Raw genomic sequence first — 20,447 nt, 5'->3', positions numbered from 1 at the left:
CCAGTATTCCTCTTGTTTTTGTAAAAAAATTCCGAGAACCCATTGACAAAGAACTCCATCTCTTATATGGTTAATTACATGAGTAACTAACCAATTATGTAACGAGGTTATAAACGAAAGTTGGTGAGGTAAATGGCATTTCAGATTGATGACAGCAGACCGATATTCATGCAAATTGCCGACAAAATTGAAGATGACATCATCGAAGCACGACTGCCTGAGGAAACGCAGGTTCCATCAACGAATCAGTTTGCAGCCTTTTACCAGATCAATCCGGCTACAGCTGCCAAAGGGGTTAATCTGCTGGTCGATCAAGGAATTTTGTACAAGAAACGGGGGATTGGCATGTTTGTAGCTTCTGGAGCTCGTGAACTGCTGATGGAGAAGCGCAAGACGGAATTTTATGAACAGTACGTGGTCGCCATGGTTAAGGAAGCGGCCAAACTTGGGATTACCAAAGATCAATTATCGGAAATGATCCGCAGGGGGGAGCAAGACTGATGAGCCAAACCGTGATCGAAGTCAAGAATTTGAGCAAGGCATACAAGGATGCGACGGCTGTCGATAATGTGAGCTTTACCATCGAGGCGAATAAGATCTATGGATTGCTGGGCAGGAACGGCGCGGGCAAAACGACCATCATGCAGATGATAACGGCGCAGCTGTTTCCGAGCCAAGGGGAGATTCGCGTATTCGGAGAGCATCCATACGAAAATCAGAAGGTGATCCGGCAGGTATGCTTCATTAAGGAAGGCCAGAAATATCCGGATATCTTTACGGTCAAGGACGTTATGGGAATTGCAGCTAACGTTTATCCGAATTGGGATGCGGCATATGCAAACAAACTGATCGAGGTATTCCGGCTGCCAATGAAACGACTCGTAAAGAGATTGTCCCGCGGCATGCTCTCATCGGTAGGCATCATCGTCGGACTCGCCAGCCGGGCACCGATCACGATCTTTGATGAGCCTTATCTTGGACTCGACGCCGTGGCAAGAGAGCTGTTCTATGATCATCTGATTGAGGATTACACGAATCATCCGCGCACGATTATTCTGTCCACGCATTTGATTGATGAGGTTAGCAGATTGCTGGAGCATATCATCGTTATCGATTCCGGCCGAATTTTGCTTGACGATGCCACGGATGACCTGCGGGGACGTGCGTTTAAGATCGTCGGTCCTTCCGAAACGGTTGAATCGTTTATCCAAGGGCAGGAAGTGATAAATCGGGAATCGTTCGCTTCCATGTTGTCCGTCACGGTGATGGGAAGTGCGACTACGAGGTTGCATAAAGAGGCGGAGGAATTGGGCTTGGAAACAACCCCCGTTTCCCTTCAACAATTGATCGTATATTTAACTAAGCGCGAAAAGGTGGGGATCCAACCATGAACGGAATTCCTGGCGTAATCCATATTTATTCGAGACAGAAACTATCCTGGTTTTATTTGCCCTGGGCCATCACGGCATTCAGCTTTCTGATCAACTACATTATCAGCGTATTGGTTGATGGTGAAGCGTTCTATGCCGGGGGATTGGCAACGATCTTTATCTATGTGTTTATCGCGGCTCTGGTATCGGTGCTGCAGCTGTTTCCCTTCTCCCTCGGATTCAGCATTCGAAGAACGGACTTCTATCTGGGCTCTGTTCTGATGGTGGTATCGTACAGCGTCTTTACGTCGATTATATTATTAGTTTTAGCCGAAATTGAACGCATTACGGGTTCTTGGGGAGACCGGATATCGTTCTTCAACCTGCCGTATTTGAATGACGGCACGCTGTTAGAACAATTCATCATTTATTTCATATTGCTTCTTACATTTGCCTTTATTGGGATAGGAATCGGCGTCTTCTATCTTCGTAATCGCGGCATCAAGACCTTTGTCATGCTTGCGGCCTATTTCATTCTATTGTCGGTGGTCAGCGTACTGATCACCCAATACGGCCGGTGGGGGCAAGTGATTGACTGGGTTGTGAAACGTACTGCCTTTGAATTGTCCCTGTGGCTCATTCCCATCTCGGTTATCATCGCACTCGTCAGCTACCGCTCGATTCGCAAAAGCTCAGTGTAAGGCAAAAAGACGTCCGATTACTCGGACGTCTTTTTGTTGTGCTTCTGTTTGTTTAACATCTTCGCTCCCGCAAGCGTGGTGCCCAGCGGAAACGAGAAGAACGGGTGTTTGGATATGCCGATTTGTTGGGAGGTGTAAATGCCGGAGTGCCCGGAGAATAGGTAGCTGATAACGCAGGCCATAAACATATAAACGGCACCTTCCCCGCCGAACAGTTCGATTCCCATGATAAAACAAGCAATTGGCGTGTTCGTCGCTCCGCAGAAGACGGCAATAAATCCTAGTGCTGCCAGGAACGGTGCGTATAATTCGATCCATCCCGACAACGCGTTGCCAAGCGTTGCCCCGATGGCAAACAAGGGGGTAACTTCTCCGCCCTGAAACCCTGCTCCGAGCGTCAGCGAGGTAAAGAGGATTTTGCCGAGAAAGGCGAGAGGCGATACTTCGCCTGTGAAGGAGGCTTCGATCAGGGGGAGGCCCAGCCCCAAATAATCGCGTGTCCCAAGCAGATAAACCAGTCCAATGATGATGATGCCGCCGACAGCGCTTTTGATCATCGGATTCCGGAAGAAATAGCTGTACCACCGTTTCAAGGAATGGGTTAGCTCACTGAATAGTCGGCTTGTCAGACCAAAGAGTATCGAGGCCAGAATCACCTTTAGGATCACTATGAAACTCAAAGCCGGAATGTCTCCAATCGGATAATGCAGATGGCTGACCCCCCACAGAGAGGTGGCGGTCAGGTTCCCGACCAAGCTGGCTACGAATGCTGGTAATAGTGCTTGATGCGAGATCAGTCCGATGGCAAGCACTTCAAGTCCAAACAGGGTTCCCGCTAGCGGCGTGCCGAAAATGGATCCGAAACCGCCGCTAATTCCGCAGATAAGCAGGATTTTTCGATCCGCCGGCGTTACGCGGATTAGCTTACCGAACCACTCCGATAAACTTCCTCCCATCTGAACGGCAGTGCCCTCGCGTCCTGCGGAGCCTCCGAACAGATGCGTGATTAATGTTCCGATTAGAACTAAAGGCGCCATTCGCAATGGAATGGATTCCGTACCGCCATGGATTTGTTCAAGGATGAGGTTATTCCCTTTGGTACTGCTCTTGCCAAACTTGTAATATAGGTAGCTGACCACGGCGCCTCCCAAGGGAAGGAAGAACAGCAGCCAAGGGTTCTCCATGCGAAGGGAGGTTACATAGTCCAGACTGTAAAGAAAGAAGGCGGAGGCACTGCCCGTCATCAATCCAACGAAGCTTCCCAGAACGATCCATTTGATGAAGTAACCGGACAACAAGGCGTAGGGCCATTTTTCGGTACCTTCAAGCCATTTTTTAATCATGCAAATTCACCCGTTTCTATGTATTCGCCGCTGACCCTTCCATATACAAACAGACTCCTACCAGGAAAGCGACCTCTGGTAGGAGTCATTAGCTATCGAAGCGGTTATGGCGAACTCCATCGCCTCATTCAATTAGCATTTATTGTAATGGAATAGAGGTTTCTGTGTCAATGGCACAATCCATCAGGAGCGAGCTTTTTGTTGAGCCAAAAGAGGTATGCTTTAATTTGGAGAAAAGTGCTTGACTTGGACATGGACTTTTTTCAGGTAAGAAATTCAAGATGTCCATGGACGCAGGAAAGACCTTTATTTTATCATTACAGATGATAATGAGAATCAATATCAAAGTATTGAGGGGAAAATGATGTCATCAAACACGTCCAATCCAAGTCTTACAGATTCCAAGACCCACGTTAAACTCAAGGGGCGACCATGGGCTGCGACCCTGATTCTCACCGGAGGCGTGGCAGCGCTGGTGCTTGGCATAGCTTTATCGATATCACTCGGGGCGGCCGAGATTGATCTGCGAAAGGTATGGGAGGCGGTGTTCTTCTTTAATCCCGATGTGACGGAGCATCAGATTATACAGGAGCTGCGCTTGCCGCGGGTCCTCGGTGGTGCGATGGTTGGCGCTTGCTTTGCGGTATCGGGCGCGATCATGCAGGGGATGACCCGGAATCCGCTCGCTGATTCAGGTTTGCTCGGATTAAATGCGGGAGCGGGTTTTGCCATTGCCCTCTGCTTTTCATTTTTTCCGGGGCTGCCTTATATGTATCTGATTCTGTTCTCATTCCTTGGGGCAGGATTAGGTGCGGTCCTCGTGTATGGTGTCAGTTCCATGGCAAAAGGCGGTCTGACACCGGTACGTCTTGTTCTGGCTGGTGCTGCGCTTAGTGCTCTGTTAAGTGCGCTTAGCGAAGGCATCGCATTGTATTTTCAGGTCGGACAGGACATGGCATTCTGGTATGCCGGCGGAACGGCGGGGATTAAGTGGGTCCATCTGAAGATTATGCTGCCGTGGATCGTCGCTGCTATATTGGGAGCTATTGCGTTGTCACGCTCCATTACCATGCTTAGCCTCGGCGATGAAATTGCCCGCGGGCTCGGACAGCGAACAGGACTCGTCAAGCTGGCCGGAACGGTTATCGTGCTGGTGCTGGCAGGCGCTGCCGTCTCGGTTGTCGGTGCGGTAGGCTTTGTCGGTCTCATGATTCCGCACGTCACGCGCAAGCTGGTCGGCGTGGATTACCGGCTCATCATTCCTTGCTCGGCAGTACTTGGGAGCTTGCTGGTCGTCATTGCCGACCTTGCGGCAAGAATGGTGAACCCCCCTTACGAGACACCGGTGGGCGCGATCATCGCGTTGATCGGGGTGCCCTTCTTCCTCTACTTGGCACGCAAAGAAAGGAGGGAACTGTGAATGGAAGCTGTTACCAATAATATGCATGAACGAAAAGGCAGGAAGCGCAGGTTCATGACATTGTTTGTCCTGGTTGCATTAATCATTCTGGTCTTTCTGATCAGTATGAACACGGGGGTGATCCGTTTATCGCCGTTTGAGGTCATAAAAACCCTGTTTGGCAGCGGGACGGACAAGCAGGAACTGGTGCTGTTTGAATTCCGTTTGCCGCGGATCGTGATTTCAATTCTTATTGGTGCCGGGTTAGCGATATCGGGCTGCGTCATGCAGGGGATTTCCCGTAATGAGCTGGCGGATCCCGGAATCTTGGGGATTAATGCGGGAGCTGGCTTGATGGTGATGCTGTTTATTTCATTTTTCCCGAGCACGACGGCGGCCCCGGTCTATTTACTGCCGGTTCTTGCACTGATTGGGGCAAGCTTAACCGCTGCCTTAATATGCGTGCTGGCCTATAAGAAGAATCAGGGCTTTAAGCCGACAGGGCTGCTCTTAACGGGGATTGCCGTTGCGGCTGGCATTAGTGCGGCTATGATCGTGCTAACACTGCGCTTGAGTCCTGAAAAATACCAGTTTGTTGCCACTTGGCTAGCAGGAAGCATCTGGGGTTCCAGCTGGAAGTTCGTCCTGGCCTTGCTCCCATGGATACTTGTGCTGTTGCCCTTCGTCATGTACAAAGCGCAGGTGATGAACGTTCTCAATCTTGGAGAATCGATGGCAACCGGACTCGGTGCTTCCGTCACAAGGGAGCAACTGAAGCTGCTGGCTGCGGCGGTTGGCTTAGCAGCCTCCTGCGTCGCGGTAAGCGGCGGAATTGGATTTGTCGGACTTATCGCGCCCCACCTGTCCAGGCGCTTGGTCGGTGCGAAGCATCAGATGCTGCTGCCGGTAACAGCGCTGGTCGGTGCATTGCTGGTCATCACGGCCGATACCCTTGGACGTTGGATCATACAACCTTCAGAGATTCCGACGGGGATCGTGGTTGCGGTAATTGGCGCTCCCTATTTCCTCTACCTGCTATCCAGGTCGAGAGCTTAAAAGGGAAGGACTTGCTCATTTCTATAACGGAATTACGGATTAAGGAGGTCCTTATGCTGCGTCGATTTTTTTCCTACTACAAGCCTTATAAAGGGCTGTTCATATTGGATTTTTGCTGCGCGATCTTTGCAGCTTTGCTGGAATTGATATTCCCGGTTGCTGTCAACCGCGTGATAGACGACTTGCTGCCGAGCGGCAACTGGAAGTGGATCTTGTACGCTTGTCTGGGTCTTCTCGGCATTTATGTTGTCAGTTCTTTCTTACATTACGTGGTCACCTATTGGGGGCATAAACTCGGCATCAACATTGAGACGGATATGCGCAAAAAGCTGTTTGATCGGGTGCAGAAGCAATCCTTCCGTTTTTTTGACAATAACAAGACGGGGCATCTAGTCTCGCGGATGACAAACGACCTGATGGATATCGGGGAAATTGCCCACCACGGTCCGGAAGATCTGTTCATTGCCCTTATGACGCTTGCCGGAGCCTTGGGCATCATGCTCGGGATTAATTGGCAGCTTGCCGTAATGACGTTTGTGATCGTTCCATTGATGATTTATTTATCGCTGTATTTCAGCGGAAAAATGTCGGCAGCGTTCAAGCGCATGTTCTCCGATATTGCCGATTACAACGCACGTGTGGAGAACAACGTCAGCGGTATCCGCGTGGTTCAAGCCTTTTCGAATGAGGAGCATGAAATGACGCGTTTTGCTGAGAACAACAACCGCTTCCGCGTGACAAAGCTGATTGCCTACCGCATTATGGCTTGGAATTCTTCGATCAGCTTTATCCTGATGAAATTCATTTCCCTGTTCGTTTTGGTGTGCGGTACTTGGTTCGTGATCGAAGGCCGGATGACCAACGGGGAATTTATCGCTTTTGTTATGCTGTCCAATGTGTTCCTGGGTCCGATTAAACAGATCAATGCGGTCATTGAGATGTATCCGAAGGGAATCGCCGGCTTTAAGCGTTATTTGGAGCTGCTTGAGAGCGAACCGGACGTTGCGGATACGCCGGATGCAAAGCCGGTTAACCATCTGCGGGGAGACATTGCCTTTGACGGGGTATCCTTCGGGTACGAGAACAAAGATCAAGTGCTGCAGAATGTCAGTTTGTCCATCCGAGCAGGTGAAACCGTTGCGCTTGTGGGTCCTTCCGGAGCAGGCAAGACAACGTTGTGCTCTTTGCTGCCGCGTTTCTATGACGTTGAAGCCGGGCGGATAACGATTGACGGGATCGATATCCGAGACATGACGCTGCAATCCCTTCGTTCCCATATTGGCATCGTGCAGCAGGATGTTTTCCTGTTTGACGGCAGCATCCGCGAAAATATTGCCTACGGCCGGCTCAACGCTGCAGAGAGCGACATGATGGAAGCCGTGAGCCGTGCCCAGCTTGAGGAGCTGGTCGCTTCGCTTCCGGATGGGCTGGACACCTTAATCGGCGAGAGAGGCGTTAAGCTGTCCGGCGGACAGAAACAGCGCCTGTCGATCGCCCGGATGTTCCTCAAGAACCCGCCGATTCTTATTCTGGATGAAGCGACGTCTGCATTGGATGCGGAGACCGAAGCGGCGATTCAGCAGGCGCTGGCCGAACTGTCGGAGGGACGTACGACCCTGGTGATTGCACACCGGCTAGCAACGATCAAGAATGCAGACCGCATTGTGGTTGTTGCAGACAAAGGCATTGCCGAACAAGGAATCCATGAGGATCTGCTCGCGGCGCACGGCATATACAGCCGATTACATCGAGCTCAATTCGGAGCTTAAATCCAGCCATCATTTTATTAGGAGGATAAAACATGTTCAATTCTAAAATACGTGTCATGCTCTCCACGCTTGTCTTATGCTCGATCGTTATTTCGGCATGCAGTGGGAATGGAAATACCGCGAATAATGGGGGCTCTGCCGGTGAAACCGCTGCGGGCACGGACAAGTCTCAGACTGAGGCCTCAGCGCCCACGACTAGAAAGGTGGATACGATTAACGGAGAAATCGAAATTCCGGCCGCTCCCGAGCGGATTGTAGTTGATGCCTACCTGCCAACTCTGCTGCTGCTCGGAGAAAAGCCGGTCGGCGCGACAGCGACGGATCTCGAGAACGTCCATATTCAAGACATGATTGAGGGCATAGAGAACACAGGGGAAAGCGCTGCGGAAAAGATTGTGGAATTAAACCCCGACCTGATTATCAGCGCTAACTCGGACCCGGAATTATACGAGAAATTGTCCAAAATCGCACCGACGGTCATTCTCCCTTATGAAACCTATCGAAGCGTGCACGAAGAAGTGGAGGGATTGGGGGCTATTCTAGGCAAAGAAGAAGAAGCGAAGGAATGGCTAGCTGATTTTGATGAGAAAATAGAAGGACTGCGCGCGAAAGTGAATGGTGTGGTGGAAGAGGGAGAGACGTTCTCGATCTTTGGCGCATTCGGCAAAACCTTCTATCTGTACGGTGACGGCATTTATCGCGGGGGCTTGGCGATCTACAAGGAGCTTCAGCTAACACCTCCGGCAACGATTCAAAAAGAATTGATTGATGCCAACGTGACATACAAAGAGGTCTCCCTGGAAGTGCTCAACGATTATGCAGGCGATTATATCTTCTTTGATGAGTCTAACGGTGCCGAGATGGATAAGAAGGATAAGGTATGGACATCGATTGAGGCGGTGAAGCAGGATCGCGTGTTTTATCTGGATGCCAAGCGGTTCTGGCCGTTTGATCCCATTGCTGTACTGGCCCAGGCCGAGGAAGTGACGGAAATGATCGTCAGCCAAAAAGAGAAGGAGGACACGAAATAACCAGCGGTATCGGTGATCCCCGATAGATTGCTGGGCGATTTCGAATATGCTAGGAAGAGATGGTTTATACGAAAAGGGCAAGGTCCGCAATCACGGACCTTGCCCTTTGTTGCATCAGGATCGCTTATCAATCAGGTTTAGCGTGCATCTGTGGTTGTGGGCTCTTCCGAGACTTTCAGTTTATCATTCAGAATACTATCTTCAAGCACGCTGAATTTGTCCCCATATACTTTCGTGATATGTTTTTCTCCCCATGCACAGAGCATATCCAGAATTCCGCTCAAACTCATGCCGTAATCGCTCAACTCATATTCCACTTTGGGCGGCACTTGATTATGGATAATGCGATTGATCACGCCATCATCCTCGAGCTCCCGCAGCTGCTGGGTCAACATTTTTTGCGTGATATGCGGCATGAGACGCTTCAGTTCATTGGTTCGTTTACGGCCATGGGTCAGGTGACACAGAATGACGCATTTCCACTTGCCTCCGATCACTTCCAATGTCGCTTCGACGGCGATGTTGTATTTCTTTGCTTGCATAGTCATCCTCCTATTTCTATAGGCACTAAAAAGTGCCTAGGGTACTGTCAGGTACCTACATTACAAAAAAGTACGTTCTTCACACAAAAAACGATATAGATCATAATAGCATTTGCCAGCTGGATTACACCATACTCAATATTTTTACAATATACAAGCAAGAGAATAGGATAGGGGGAAATATCAACACCATGATGATAGATAAAAGAAGAAGTTTATTTGCGCTGCTGGCGCTTGCCGTTAGTGCCTTCGCTATCGGAACAACGGAATTTATCAGCGTAGGGCTGCTGCCGTTGATTGCGGAGGATATGAATATATCCGTAACGACGGCCGGATTAACCGTTTCGATGTATGCGCTGGGCGTTACCTTTGGTGCGCCAATCCTAACATCGCTAACGTCCAGGATGTCCAGAAAAACGTTGCTGCTCTGGATTATGATCATTTTTATCATCGGTAATAGCTTGGCGGCCAGCGCAGCTTCCATTGGTATTCTGCTTGCCGCACGCGTGCTTTCGGCCTTTTCCCATGGCGTATTCATGTCGATCGGTTCGATCATCGCCGCAAGCGTGGTGCCTGAGAACCGCAGGGCATCGGCGATTTCCATTATGTTTACGGGCCTGACGGTAGCTACGGTCACCGGCGTTCCGCTTGGAACGTTTATCGGTCAGCAGTGGGGCTGGAGACTTGCTTTTGTTGCGATTGTTGTGGTCGGCCTTGTTGCGCTGATTGCGAATAGTATCCTGGTCCCATCGGACTTGCCAAAAGGAGAACGCACTTCATTCCGTGATCAGGCTAAACTGCTGACGAATGGCAGACTGCTGCTCATGCTCCAGATTACGGCCCTCGGTTATGGCGGCACCTTTGTGGTCTTCACTTATTTATCCCCATTGCTGCAGGATATAACAGGCTTCAAGGAAAATACGGTGGCCATTATCCTCCTTGTATACGGGATCGCCATTGCGGTCGGGAATGTGATCGGCGGTAAGGCAGCCAATCGCAACCCGCTTAAAGCACTATTCTATATGTTCATCGCCCAAGCGTTGGTGCTGTTGACGCTTACGTTTACCGCACCGTTTCAAGTAGCGGGACTCATCACGATTATTCTCATGGGATTTCTGGCTTTCATGAATGTGCCGGGTTTGCAGGTTTATGTCGTAATGCTGGCTGAGCGGTTTGCACCCGGAGCCGTGAATATGGCGTCCGCGCTGAACATTGCCGCATTTAATGCAGGCATCGCCATCGGGGCTTTTCTGGGCGGCTTGATCACGAATTCCATGGGCCTGATTCATACGGCATGGATCGGAGCGCTCATGGTAGTAGGTGCCATCGTCCTTACGGGATGGAGCTTGAAGCTGGAACGGAAGAACTCGGAGAAGCCGGATAAGCAAGCGGCCTGAATGCCTGAGTGATTATTTTATGATGAAGGGAGGTGATGTCTAAGCGTTTTATCGGAGATACTTCATTATAGGTTAATTTAATCACAACCAAAAAAATGTTCGGAGGTTTATCAACATGACAGCACAACACTTACAAGATACAACCATTTTATATAATGGCGTCAACATGCCTTGGTTTGGATTAGGCGTATTTAAAGTAGAAGAAGGACCGGAGCTGGTGAATGCCGTACGTACAGCCATCCAGCATGGGTATCGCAGCGTGGACACGGCCGCCATATACGGCAATGAAGAAGGCGTCGGACAAGGCATTCGCGAGGGCTTGGAAGCTGCCGGTTTTAAGCGGGAAGATCTGTTTGTCACATCCAAAGTGTGGAATGCTGATCTGGGTTATGAATCGACTATGAAGGCTTACGAGGAGAGTCTACGGAAACTAGGCCTGGAATATTTGGATTTGTACCTTATACACTGGCCGGTTGAAGGGAAATATATAGAGGCGTGGAAGGCGTTAGAAACGTTGTACAAAGAAGGACGCGTGAAAGCGATCGGTGTGAGCAACTTCCAGATCCATCATCTGGAGCGGTTAATGAAGGAAACGGAAATCAAACCGATGGTGAACCAGGTGGAATATCATCCCCGATTAACGCAAAAAGAATTGCAATCGTACTGTCAGGCCAACGGAATTCAGCTTGAGGCTTGGTCTCCTTTAATGCAAGGACAGCTGCTGGATCAAGAGGAGCTTCGAAACATTGCCGACAAACATCATAAATCCATTGCCCAGATTATTCTTCGTTGGGATTTACAGAACGGCGTGGTCACGATTCCGAAATCGACCAAAGAACATCGGATCGCCGAGAATGCCGCCATCTTTGATTTTGAATTGTCTGTTGAGGAGATGCAGCGCATCGACAGCTTGAATCAGGATCACAGAGTGGGACCGGATCCCGACAATTTTGATTTCTAAGAAATCTGCGTGAACGGCAAGAATACAAGTGTAATGAATATTGTGGCTCTCCTGTACTGCCGGCAGCACAACAGGGGTCAGGAGAGTCCAATCCTACATAACGGAAGGAGAGAGCATAATGAATATGGATCTAAAGGGAAAAGTCGCCTTGGTAACGGGCTCGACATCCGGTATTGGCAAAGCGATTGCCATGTCGCTTGCAGCCGAGGGAGCTTCCGTCATTATTAATGGAAGGCATGAGGATAAAGTAAAACAGACGATCCATGACATTCACGCTGTGCATCCGGATGCCGAGCTGCGTATTGCTGTGGCGGATCTTGGAACGGAGGAGGGCTGCCATCAGGTCAGGGAAGCTGCTCCGGTCGTTGATATTCTGATCAATAATTTAGGGATTTTTGAGCCTGCTGAATTTTTCGATATCCCTGACGCGGATTGGTTCAGGTTCTTCGAGACCAATATCATGAGCGGTGTTCGGTTAACCCGGCACTATTTGAAGAACATGATCAATCGCAATGAAGGTCGAATTATTTTTATCGCGAGTGAAGCAGCCGTCATGCCTTCCCAGGAGATGGCACATTACAGCGCAACCAAGACGATGCAGTTGTCCCTTTCCCGGAGCTTGGCCGAGCTGACGACAGGAACCCGCGTAACGGTGAATACCGTCATGCCTGGATCCACTCTTACGGAAGGCGTGGAAACGATGCTGAATACGCTATATCCGGATGAGGATCTTTCGATCGAAGAAGCCGAGCAGCGGTTTATGAAGGAAAATCGGCCGACTTCCATTATTCAGCGATTGATTCGACCAGACGAGATTGCGGATTTTGTTACGTATCTCAGCAGTCCCAAATCCTCGGCGATTAACGGTTCAGCGCTTCGAATCGACGGAGGCTTGGTACGAAGCGTATTCTAAGCTACCGTGGTGCTGTGAACGCTCTGTTAGGAACGGTATTTTTGCCTAAAGGATTTGGGTTTGAAGCCTGTATAACGAACAAAGCAGCGAATGAAATACGGAAATGAACCGAACCCGGATTCTTCGGCAATACGTCCAATCGGATCATTGGTGTGGATCAACATTTGCTTTGCTTGTTCGATCCGATGCCGAGTCAGAAATTCCAGGGGCGTGCAGCCAAACGTTTTTTTCATACAGATCGAAAGATAGTTCTGGTGGAAATGCATCGCATCGGATAATTGCTGGTAGCTCACCGGTTCCTTGTAATGTTGTCTCAAATAGTTGGCGGTTCGTTCGGCTATGGCATATTGAGGATTCTGATGCTGGATTCCTTCCTCTTCGGCCTGAAACAGCAGGAGCAGCTCATGCAGCAGCTGCTGCTGCTTCCAGCGTGCCGCGGAAGAAGATGATTGCTGAAGGTTCTGCAATTGTTCGATCAGGAGTCTCGCTTGCTCTATCGTGGGCAGCTCTCCATACTTGGGTATGTAAAAAGAAAAACTCTCGATCTGTACATAAGGCTGATCGGTTTGCGATAAGGCAAAAAGGGTCAGTTCCTCCGTTTCAATCCAACGACCGAGTGTCTGAAAATGCAGCCAATAAAAGTGGGTCTCCTCCTGACAGGGCAGATATGTCCGGTGCGCGGCATCGGGCCTTAGAATCAGGTGGCAGCCGCTCTTTACCCTGTAAGCAACGCCGTTCTCCTCCAGGAATAATGTCCCTCTTGTCACCAGAATCAGATCAAAGACCCCGATGTTATAGCGATCCGGATGTTTGTCTCCTACCTGATAGGTATCTTCTCCACAAATCATATAGTGCGGTAGCGGCGGCGCCGTGAACTGGAAGATCATCTGCGGCCAGGCCTCCTCCTCAAACGAGCTTTTCTCTATGATAATCGTTTTGCTGATCCGGATTCAATAAGACAGCAAGTTGCAATCGGATAAAAAGATGTTGTTTCTGTGTATAGGGTACGCCTGGCCCAGATGGTATATTTCTACCAGAGTGTGCACCTACAAGACAGAAACAAGGAGCGTGGAAATGGATGCTGCATAATCCTGCCTTTAACAGCTTGCCGCTTAGAGCAATTAAACCGGCCGGCTGGCTTAAGAGTCAGTTGGAGATTCAAGCAAGCGGGTTTACCGGACATTTGGAAGAACAGTGGAAGGACGTAGGGGATGAGAATGGGTGGCTCGGCGGTCAAGGAGAGAGCTGGGAACGGGGACCGTATTATGTCGATGGCTTGCTTCCGTTAGCTTATTTGCTTGAAGACGAGTCTTTGATTGCCAAAGCGAATCGCTGGGTCGAGTGGTCGCTTACCAGTCAGCAGGAAAATGGCATGTTCGGTCCGGCGCGCATAACCTCCGTCAATCAGGATATTGATAAGGAGCAGGACTGGTGGCATTACATGATCATGCTGAAAGTGATGATGCAGCATGAAGAAGCAACGGGCGATGAACGGATCATCCCTTTTCTCACGAAGTTTTTCACTTATGTCCATTCGGTTATCGAGGAACAACCGCTGCGGGGCTGGGCCCAAACAAGGGGAGCAGAGATGCTGCTGTGCATGGTGTGGTTATATAGACGTACGAAGCAGCCCTTTCTGTTAGAGCTTGCCGATATCGTTGCCGGACAAACCACGGACTGGAGCGATATCTTTCATGATTTTCCGTTCTGGCGAAAGGTCGAAGAGTGGGATTGGACAACCCATGTCGTGAATGTGGCGATGGGAATCAAAACGCCGGGCTTGCTGTATGAACTGAACGGAAATCCGGTGGAGCGAGAAAGCGTACATCGGGGCATTGATTCCCTGATGACGTACCACGGTCAAGCGCACGGCATGTTTTCCGGGGACGAGTGGTTATCCGGCACCCATCCGAGTCAAGGCGTGGAATTATGTGCCGTCGTGGAGTATATGTTCTCGATGGAGCAGCTGACGCGTATTTTCGGGGACGGACGTTTCGGGGATATCCTGGAGAAGGTCGCTTTTAATGCGCTTCCTGCCGCCATCTCTCCGGATTGGACCTCGCATCAGTATGATCAGCAAGTCAACCAGATGATCTGCAATGTCGCTCCGCGGTCCTGGAGCAACAGCCCGGACGCCAACGTCTTCGGCCTGGAGCCGAACTTCGGATGCTGCACGGCTAACATGCATCAGGGCTGGCCCAAGCTGACCTCTCATTTATGGATGAAGGATCAGGAGGACGGGCTTGTTGCCGTGTCCTATGCGCCATGTACGGTGAGAACCACAGTCGGTCGTCAAGGCGTTCCCGCTGTAGTCGAGGTAACCGGAGAATATCCATTCAAGGATCGCGTTCAAATCAAATTGTCGTTGGAACACGCGGAGTCGTTCGCTCTATCGCTGCGCATCCCGGCCTGGTGCGACGATCCCGTCATAACTCTGAATGGGCAGGAATTGCCATTCGAAGTGGAGTCCGGTTATGCAAGGATCGTACAGAACTGGCAGAACGGCGACCGATTGGAGATTCATTTGCCCATGGAAGTGAAGACCGTGTCGCGCAGCATGTACGCTACCAGCATTGAGAGAGGGCCTCTGGTGTATGTGCTGCCCGTGAAGGAGAACTGGCAGATGATCCGGCAGCGCGACATGTTCCACGATTGGGAGGTATATCCTGCTTCGCCTTGGAAATACGGTTTGGTCGCCGATACGTCATTCGAGGTACTAGAACAGGATATGGTCAGCCAGCCGTTCCTGGCGAAGGATGCGCCTGTCAGAGTGAAGGTTAAGGGCCAACTGATTCGGGATTGGAAAATGGAAGGCAACAACGCCGGAAACCCTCCGCTTCATCCGAACACGGACGGACAGCCCATGACGGAATTGGAGTTAGTTCCGTATGGAAGCGCCAGGCTTCGGATCGGTGAATTTCCTCTGATTGGAGAGCGGAAAAAGGTCGCTAAGAAATAAGCAAGATGGATTGCATCATCAAAACCGCGTTGATCGCGGTTTTTTTGTTGTACAGATATGCGTTCAAGGTTAAGATAAGTGTTTACGAAGCTCAGAAATACACATAATATGGAGTTATTGGAAAAGATGGTACTGGGCTGCATTCCCCGATGTTAGTAGCTATCAATCCATGGAGGTGATCAGGTGAGAATAGATAAGCGCATATTTAATATCTCGGCATGGCTGGCTCTGTTAACCATCCTTGTGTTCCCGGGAAAAATAGGGGCGGAGGGTGTGGGTACACCACGAATCGAATATGGATATTGAAAGTGAGAAAAACATATAAAAGGAATGTACGGGTTGCCGAGAAGGAAAAATGACCGAAGGAGCTCTCCATATGAAAAAAATTTCAATGGTCTTGTTGTTTATTAGTTTTATTGTAATGGGCTGCGTTTCTAAGACGGATTCGATCGATATGCCCCTTTATGAGGGCAGAAGCCTCGTTATTGGTGTGATCGGAGAAACACCGCAGGTTAGGGAGGAAGGACATGTGGATTTTAAGGAGGTTACGTTTGAGCAGCTAGAGGAGCTAGACCTTTCTCCTGAGCTTGACGCCGTGTTCATAACGAAAGAACATCTGGTGGAAGCTTCTGAGCCCAAGTATACAGAAGTTTATAACAAGGCTGAAGTTCCTTTTTTCTATATCGAGTCTAGCAAATCTCATGTCCCCTTCACGATCGAAGAATTGTCCTATGATGAGGTTCAAGATCTTTCAACGGATATGTTCGCAACAGGATATTACGGCAAGGATGATCAATATTGGGGTTACGGATTATACAACAATGTTATGAATGAGACCAATATCAAAGCTGTCTATTCGCGTATTTTCACAACCATCGAGTCGTTGCACAATGACGGAGGAATGTAATTTGCGGGAAATAAACTGGTTGGAGAAAAGCGAGACGCTTGAGTTATTGCTGGAACATGAAACTACCATTCAAGTCGTCCCGTTAGATTCCGGTCTGGAAGCTGAGGTGGTGAAGATCGCCACGTCAACGGCAGACTATGTATTAAAGGTATGGAATAAAAAGTCCAAGCCAAACGTTCAGATGCAATATCAAATATTGAATGCATTAAGCTCGCATGGAAGAGCGGTGTCGAAGCCTTTGGGCTGGGGGTCAGACCGGAATGGCAATCCGATATTGCTGACCAGTTACGACGGTACGCCCGTTCAAAAGGTCGATCAGCCTAAATTATTGAAACTTGCAAAGATTCTAATGGATATACATAAACTTCCTCTGGATAGCCTGAAAGGCTCCGGGCTGCCGGATTATGACTTCATCTCCTATTTTTATCCTCGAATGGATGAGTACCCCGATATCCTACACCCATTGATGGAGCTTGTTCAGCGTGCGGGCATGAAACAAGAATGTGTTATCCATGGCGATTACCACCTTGGCAATATTCTTGAGAATGAAAACGAACTGACTGTGATCGATTGGACGAATGTCCAGATGGGTGATCCCAGATATGATATCGGATGGTCGATTATCTTAATGTGGATATATGTAAGCGAGAAGCGAGCTTCCTTCTACCGTGCTGCATTTTGTACCGAGAAACGATACGAAGCGGATGAGCTTGAGTTGTTTGAAGCCATAGCCTGTCTTCGCTGGGTTTTGCTCAGTAGAGTGGACCACCCACCCATTAGAAAGGATACGATCGCAAGGGTTAGGTCCATACTTACGAGCAACAAGTATTTAAATTTCAAGCTTGTTTAAGTCTGAGCCAAAACATACACAGCCGGTTCTCAGATAAGAGGTGGATAGATATGCGGAAGCTTGCAGCAGTACTCTGAGCCCCTTATAGCCATTTTACATGATGGTAGGGGCTTTTTTGTCTATAAGAAGCAGCGTGATCCCCTTTCAATCCGCCAAGAAGAGAAGTAGAAGGTATGCAAAAAGCTCGATTAAATCTTTCTCCGAAGATTTAAAAAAGAGGGTTGACATCAGCATGTCCATTCTTGTAATCTTTGTTTGTAATCGTTTACGTAATCGATTACATATCGGAATCATGACGTTTTGAGGTGAACAATGTTTGGCAAAAGCAACGATTAAACAAGTAGCGGCGGCAGCAGAAGTATCCACGGCCACCGTTTCAAGAGTGCTGAACGACAGCGATTATGTAAGCGATGAGATTAAAGAGCGAGTGATGGCCGCGGTGAACCAGTTAAATTACCGGCCAAGCGCCATCGCCCGCAGTCTGAAGCAGGACCGGACCTATATGATCGGGGTCGTCGTTCCCGATATTTCCAACCCTTATTTTATGGGCATTTCCAGAGGTATTGAGGATATTGTAGGCAAAGAAGGCTTTCAGCTTATATTCTGCAGCTCGGATGAGAATCCGGACAAGGAAAGACGATTGCTTAAGCTTATGCAGGAAAAGCGCGTGGATGCCGTCGTACTGGCGACGTCTGGCGGCAATGACCCGGCGATCCAGCAGCTGGCGGATTCCAAAATGCCGATTGTTCTCGTAGACCGAAAGCTGGACTCGCCGGAAACGGGGGTGAGTCTCGATCTGGTAGCCGAGGACAATATCGAAGGCGCATCCCGCCTAACCCGGAAGCTGCTTGAGGATGGGCATACGGCAATTGGTGTGGTAAACGGTCCAACGAGATCCAGCACGGGCAGGGAACGGCTTGACGGTGTTCGGAAGGCGATGAAGGAATACGGGCTGAACGAGGAACCCATGGTATATAACGGTGACTTCTCTACAGAGGACGGAATCCGGGCGGTGCGGCATTTTCTGAGTTCGGAGCGTCGGCCAACTGCAATTATATCCCTGAACAACCGAATGAGTCTTGGCGTTCTGCTTGAAATTGTACGCAGCGGTCTAAAGATTCCGGCCGACATAGCGGTAGCTTCTTTCGGTGAGGTAGAGGCCGGTCCATTACTCAAGGAATCGGGACTCTATTATATGGAACAGCATCCCTATGACATGGGGATCAAAGCCGGAGAGATTCTTCTAAGTCGAATTCGCGAAGAAGCTCCGTTGTCTGAACCGGAAATCAAGATTTACATCAATGAAGTGAAACAGCTGAATTGATCACTTTGGGATCGATGCTTTGCATTCTGGTATGCATACACAATGTCCCAGAGGAAGGAACGGATATTCCGGTTAATCGCGCCTGGACCGCCTTCGGCGGACTGGAGCCGGTCTCGGCCGATTACCGGGCATGCGCAGCTTATGGTCCTTTGTACAATAGGAGGCAGATAACATGAAGCAGTTATACACCATTGGCGTGGATTTCGGTACGGAATCGGGCAGAGCTCTGTTGGTTGATATCACGACCGGGCAAGAAGTTGCTACCCATGTGACGCCATACATGCACGGGGTCATGGACGAGGTTCTGGTCCACTCCGGTTTGAAGCTGGAGCAGGATTGGGCGCTTCAGCATCCGGGCGACTACATGGAGGTGCTTCGGCAATCCATCCCGCGTGTGTTGTCGGAGGCAAACGTACCACCAGATCAAGTCATCGGGATCGGCATCGATTTCACGGCATGCACGATGATGCCGCTGGATGCCGGAGGGACTCCGCTGTGCATGCTGGAGGAATGGAGGAACAATCCCCATAGCTGGGTAAAGCTGTGGAAGCACCACGCGGCGCAGGATGAAGCGAACCTGATCAATGAAGCCGCTAAGCGGCGTGGGGAGAAATTTCTTGCACGTTACGGAGGGAAGCTGTCCTCGGAGTGGATGCTAGCGAAGTCTTTACAGATTCTGAATGAAGCTCCCGAGCTGTACGAGCAAGCTGTACTGTTCATGGAGGCTGCCGATTGGGTGGTCATGCAATTGACCGGTCAGCTCGCACGGAGCAGCTGCACCGCAGGCTATAAAGCCAATTGGCATAAACGTGAGGGATATCCGTCCAAGGAATTCCTGCAGTCGCTTGACCCGAGATTCGGGTCCCTCGTGGAGACGAAGCTGAGAGGACCGATCAAGCCACTGGGTTCGAAAGCGGGCGGATTAACCGAATCGATGGCAGCCTTAACCGGCCTGCTGCCGGGCACCGCGGTAGCTGTAGCCAACATCGATGCCCATGCCATGGTGCCGGCCGTCAGTGTGGTAACCCCGGGCAAACTGGTGCTCGCCATGGGAACCTCTACTTGTCATTTGATCTTAAGCGACAAGGAAGTGGCGGGGGAAGGCATTTGCGGTGTCGTCGAGGACGGGATCATTCCCGGTTATTACGGTTATGAGGCGGGCCAGTCGGCCGTTGGCGATATATTCGCCTGGTATGTGGATGAGGCAGTACCGGAATATGTCCGGCGCAAGGCTGCCGAAGAGCGCCTTGGCATTCATGAGTGGCTTGAGAGGGAAGCGGTCCAATATGCGCCTGGCCAAAGCGGACTGCTGGCTCTCGACTGGTGGAATGGAAGCCGTTCCGTACTGATGGACGCCGATCTGAGCGGCGTCATCCTCGGATTGACCCTCCAGACCAAGCCGGCTGAAATATACCGGGCGCTGCTGGAGGCCACCGCCTTTGGAACGCGGGCGATCATCGAGGCCTTTACCGAAAGCGGCGTAGAAGTCCAGGAGCTCTATGCTTGCGGCGGATTGCCGCAGCGAAACCGACTATTGATGCAAATCTATGCTGACGTTACCGGCAAGGAAATTAAAGTAGCGGATACCGTCCAAACGGCCGCTTTTGGTGCAGCTATGTTCGGCGCCGTCGCGGCAGGTAAAGAGCAGGGAGGCTTTGGGAGCATCGTGGAGGCTGCAGAAGTCATGGCACGTGTTCGCGAAGAGACCTTTAAGCCGATTGAGGCCAACGTGCGTGTATATGATCAATTATACAAGGAATATAAAGGACTTCATGATTATTTGGGAAGAGGCGAAAACGGGGTGCTGAAACGCTTGAAGGCATTACGGAGCGGAAAATTACTGGAATGAGCGTAAGAATGAACACCTAAATGAACGAGGGATTAAAACCTGGCAGCAACGAAATATATCGCCGGATTGTCTTTAC

Annotated in this window: 19 protein-coding genes and 1 riboswitch; of the genes, 16 read left to right on the top strand and 3 right to left on the bottom strand. The window is 50.0% G+C overall.

Annotated features, from left to right (window positions below; genetic code table 11):
- Positions 1 to 132: 132 nt before the first annotated feature.
- Genes OHJ21_RS11515 through OHJ21_RS11505 form a run of 3 tightly spaced genes read left to right on the top strand, consistent with a single transcriptional unit; the run spans position 133 to position 2,071 of the window.
- Positions 133 to 501 carry a GntR family transcriptional regulator gene (locus OHJ21_RS11515; protein ID WP_009591066.1) on the top strand — a complete coding sequence of 123 codons (369 nt, stop codon included), beginning with the start codon at positions 133 to 135 and terminating at the stop codon, positions 499 to 501.
- Positions 501 to 1,391 (top strand): ABC transporter ATP-binding protein, encoded by an 891-nt coding sequence (locus OHJ21_RS11510; RefSeq protein ID WP_100537765.1) that lies wholly within the window; start codon positions 501 to 503, stop codon positions 1,389 to 1,391. Before OHJ21_RS11515 ends, OHJ21_RS11510 begins: the two co-directional genes overlap by 1 nt.
- The gene (locus tag OHJ21_RS11505; RefSeq protein WP_100537764.1) at positions 1,388 to 2,071 is read left to right on the top strand and encodes a hypothetical protein; all 684 of its coding nucleotides are present in this window, start codon (positions 1,388 to 1,390) and stop codon (positions 2,069 to 2,071) included. Before OHJ21_RS11510 ends, OHJ21_RS11505 begins: the two co-directional genes overlap by 4 nt.
- A 17-nt stretch (positions 2,072 to 2,088) precedes the next feature.
- Here the strand turns inward: OHJ21_RS11505 and OHJ21_RS11500 are convergent, their stop codons facing one another.
- Entirely contained in the window at positions 2,089 to 3,414 is a 1,326-nt protein-coding gene (locus OHJ21_RS11500) for a voltage-gated chloride channel family protein (RefSeq protein ID WP_486020095.1), read from the bottom strand.
- Between the two features lie 72 nt (positions 3,415 to 3,486).
- Positions 3,487 to 3,547, bottom strand: a riboswitch (Fluoride riboswitch).
- A gap of 231 nt (positions 3,548 to 3,778) precedes the next feature.
- On the opposite strand from OHJ21_RS11500, the gene OHJ21_RS11495 reads away from it, so the two are divergent.
- Genes OHJ21_RS11495 through OHJ21_RS11480 form a run of 4 tightly spaced genes read left to right on the top strand, consistent with a single transcriptional unit; the run spans position 3,779 to position 8,669 of the window.
- Positions 3,779 to 4,834, top strand: coding sequence for a FecCD family ABC transporter permease (locus OHJ21_RS11495; RefSeq protein ID WP_326113205.1), 1,056 nt, complete (start codon positions 3,779 to 3,781; stop codon positions 4,832 to 4,834).
- Positions 4,835 to 5,869, top strand: coding sequence for a FecCD family ABC transporter permease (locus OHJ21_RS11490; protein WP_100537760.1), 1,035 nt, complete (start codon positions 4,835 to 4,837; stop codon positions 5,867 to 5,869).
- Between the two features lie 53 nt (positions 5,870 to 5,922).
- A complete protein-coding gene (locus tag OHJ21_RS11485) occupies positions 5,923 to 7,638 on the top strand; it encodes an ABC transporter ATP-binding protein (RefSeq protein ID WP_326113206.1) in 1,716 nt (571 codons plus the stop codon).
- Positions 7,639 to 7,670: 32 nt separating this feature from the next.
- Positions 7,671 to 8,669: an ABC transporter substrate-binding protein gene (locus tag OHJ21_RS11480; RefSeq protein ID WP_486020094.1), complete on the top strand. Its 999-nt coding sequence runs from the start codon at positions 7,671 to 7,673 to the stop codon at positions 8,667 to 8,669.
- Between the two features lie 137 nt (positions 8,670 to 8,806).
- Here OHJ21_RS11480 and OHJ21_RS11475 read toward each other — a convergent pair whose 3' ends face one another.
- A complete protein-coding gene (locus tag OHJ21_RS11475; RefSeq protein WP_100537757.1) occupies positions 8,807 to 9,211 on the bottom strand; it encodes a winged helix-turn-helix transcriptional regulator in 405 nt (134 codons plus the stop codon).
- Between the two features lie 191 nt (positions 9,212 to 9,402).
- On the opposite strand from OHJ21_RS11475, the gene OHJ21_RS11470 reads away from it, so the two are divergent.
- From OHJ21_RS11470 to OHJ21_RS11460, 3 genes are all read left to right on the top strand, one after another.
- Positions 9,403 to 10,608 (top strand): MFS transporter, encoded by a 1,206-nt coding sequence (locus tag OHJ21_RS11470; protein WP_486020093.1) that lies wholly within the window; start codon positions 9,403 to 9,405, stop codon positions 10,606 to 10,608.
- 115 nt (positions 10,609 to 10,723) lie between these two features.
- Positions 10,724 to 11,569, top strand: coding sequence for an aldo/keto reductase (locus OHJ21_RS11465; RefSeq protein WP_486020092.1), 846 nt, complete (start codon positions 10,724 to 10,726; stop codon positions 11,567 to 11,569).
- A 118-nt stretch (positions 11,570 to 11,687) separates the two neighbouring features.
- A complete protein-coding gene (locus tag OHJ21_RS11460) occupies positions 11,688 to 12,482 on the top strand; it encodes an SDR family NAD(P)-dependent oxidoreductase (protein WP_486020091.1) in 795 nt (264 codons plus the stop codon).
- A gap of 26 nt (positions 12,483 to 12,508) precedes the next feature.
- Here the strand turns inward: OHJ21_RS11460 and OHJ21_RS11455 are convergent, their stop codons facing one another.
- The gene (locus tag OHJ21_RS11455) at positions 12,509 to 13,369 is read right to left on the bottom strand and encodes a helix-turn-helix transcriptional regulator (RefSeq protein ID WP_486020090.1); all 861 of its coding nucleotides are present in this window, start codon (positions 13,367 to 13,369) and stop codon (positions 12,509 to 12,511) included.
- Positions 13,370 to 13,560: 191 nt separating this feature from the next.
- Between OHJ21_RS11455 and OHJ21_RS11450 the strand changes: the two genes are divergently transcribed.
- From OHJ21_RS11450 to OHJ21_RS11425, 6 genes are all read left to right on the top strand, one after another.
- Complete coding sequence (locus tag OHJ21_RS11450; protein WP_486020089.1) at positions 13,561 to 15,441, top strand: beta-L-arabinofuranosidase domain-containing protein; 1,881 nt, start codon at positions 13,561 to 13,563, stop codon at positions 15,439 to 15,441.
- Between the two features lie 183 nt (positions 15,442 to 15,624).
- Positions 15,625 to 15,747, top strand: a complete 123-nt coding sequence (locus OHJ21_RS11445; protein ID WP_279300449.1) for a hypothetical protein — start codon at positions 15,625 to 15,627, stop codon at positions 15,745 to 15,747.
- A 70-nt stretch (positions 15,748 to 15,817) separates the two neighbouring features.
- Positions 15,818 to 16,348, top strand: coding sequence for a hypothetical protein (locus OHJ21_RS11440; RefSeq protein ID WP_486020088.1), 531 nt, complete (start codon positions 15,818 to 15,820; stop codon positions 16,346 to 16,348).
- A 19-nt stretch (positions 16,349 to 16,367) separates the two neighbouring features.
- Complete coding sequence (locus tag OHJ21_RS11435; protein ID WP_486020087.1) at positions 16,368 to 17,198, top strand: aminoglycoside phosphotransferase family protein; 831 nt, start codon at positions 16,368 to 16,370, stop codon at positions 17,196 to 17,198.
- Between the two features lie 316 nt (positions 17,199 to 17,514).
- Positions 17,515 to 18,522 carry a LacI family DNA-binding transcriptional regulator gene (locus OHJ21_RS11430; protein WP_326120314.1) on the top strand — a complete coding sequence of 336 codons (1,008 nt, stop codon included), beginning with the start codon at positions 17,515 to 17,517 and terminating at the stop codon, positions 18,520 to 18,522.
- A gap of 172 nt (positions 18,523 to 18,694) precedes the next feature.
- On the top strand, positions 18,695 to 20,371 hold the full coding sequence (locus OHJ21_RS11425) for a ribulokinase (protein ID WP_486020085.1): 1,677 nt from the start codon (positions 18,695 to 18,697) through the stop codon (positions 20,369 to 20,371).
- Positions 20,372 to 20,447 lie beyond the last annotated feature (76 nt).

Source organism: Virgibacillus sp. LDC1, assembly GCF_025792345.1.
Taxonomy (GTDB): Bacteria; Bacillota; Bacilli; order Paenibacillales; family Paenibacillaceae; genus Paenibacillus_AQ; species Paenibacillus_AQ lautus.
Note: the sequence above shows the minus strand (reverse complement) of the source record. Positions and strands in the feature narration are given on the sequence as shown.

Excerpts from the sequence above, each read along its gene's own strand:
- OHJ21_RS11515 (WP_009591066.1), top strand. The coding sequence starts at position 133 with ATGGCATTTCAGATTGATGACAGCAGACCGATATTCATGCAAATTGCC.
- OHJ21_RS11510 (WP_100537765.1), top strand. The coding sequence starts at position 501 with ATGAGCCAAACCGTGATCGAAGTCAAGAATTTGAGCAAGGCATACAAG.
- OHJ21_RS11505 (WP_100537764.1), top strand. The coding sequence starts at position 1,388 with ATGAACGGAATTCCTGGCGTAATCCATATTTATTCGAGACAGAAACTA.
- OHJ21_RS11500 (WP_486020095.1), bottom strand. The coding sequence starts at position 3,414 with ATGATTAAAAAATGGCTTGAAGGTACCGAAAAATGGCCCTACGCCTTG.
- OHJ21_RS11495 (WP_326113205.1), top strand. The coding sequence starts at position 3,779 with ATGTCATCAAACACGTCCAATCCAAGTCTTACAGATTCCAAGACCCAC.
- OHJ21_RS11490 (WP_100537760.1), top strand. The coding sequence starts at position 4,835 with ATGGAAGCTGTTACCAATAATATGCATGAACGAAAAGGCAGGAAGCGC.
- OHJ21_RS11485 (WP_326113206.1), top strand. The coding sequence starts at position 5,923 with ATGCTGCGTCGATTTTTTTCCTACTACAAGCCTTATAAAGGGCTGTTC.
- OHJ21_RS11480 (WP_486020094.1), top strand. The coding sequence starts at position 7,671 with ATGTTCAATTCTAAAATACGTGTCATGCTCTCCACGCTTGTCTTATGC.
- OHJ21_RS11475 (WP_100537757.1), bottom strand. The coding sequence starts at position 9,211 with ATGCAAGCAAAGAAATACAACATCGCCGTCGAAGCGACATTGGAAGTG.
- OHJ21_RS11470 (WP_486020093.1), top strand. The coding sequence starts at position 9,403 with ATGATGATAGATAAAAGAAGAAGTTTATTTGCGCTGCTGGCGCTTGCC.
- OHJ21_RS11465 (WP_486020092.1), top strand. The coding sequence starts at position 10,724 with ATGACAGCACAACACTTACAAGATACAACCATTTTATATAATGGCGTC.
- OHJ21_RS11460 (WP_486020091.1), top strand. The coding sequence starts at position 11,688 with ATGAATATGGATCTAAAGGGAAAAGTCGCCTTGGTAACGGGCTCGACA.
- OHJ21_RS11455 (WP_486020090.1), bottom strand. The coding sequence starts at position 13,369 with ATGATCTTCCAGTTCACGGCGCCGCCGCTACCGCACTATATGATTTGT.
- OHJ21_RS11450 (WP_486020089.1), top strand. The coding sequence starts at position 13,561 with ATGCTGCATAATCCTGCCTTTAACAGCTTGCCGCTTAGAGCAATTAAA.
- OHJ21_RS11440 (WP_486020088.1), top strand. The coding sequence starts at position 15,818 with ATGAAAAAAATTTCAATGGTCTTGTTGTTTATTAGTTTTATTGTAATG.
- OHJ21_RS11425 (WP_486020085.1), top strand. The coding sequence starts at position 18,695 with ATGAAGCAGTTATACACCATTGGCGTGGATTTCGGTACGGAATCGGGC.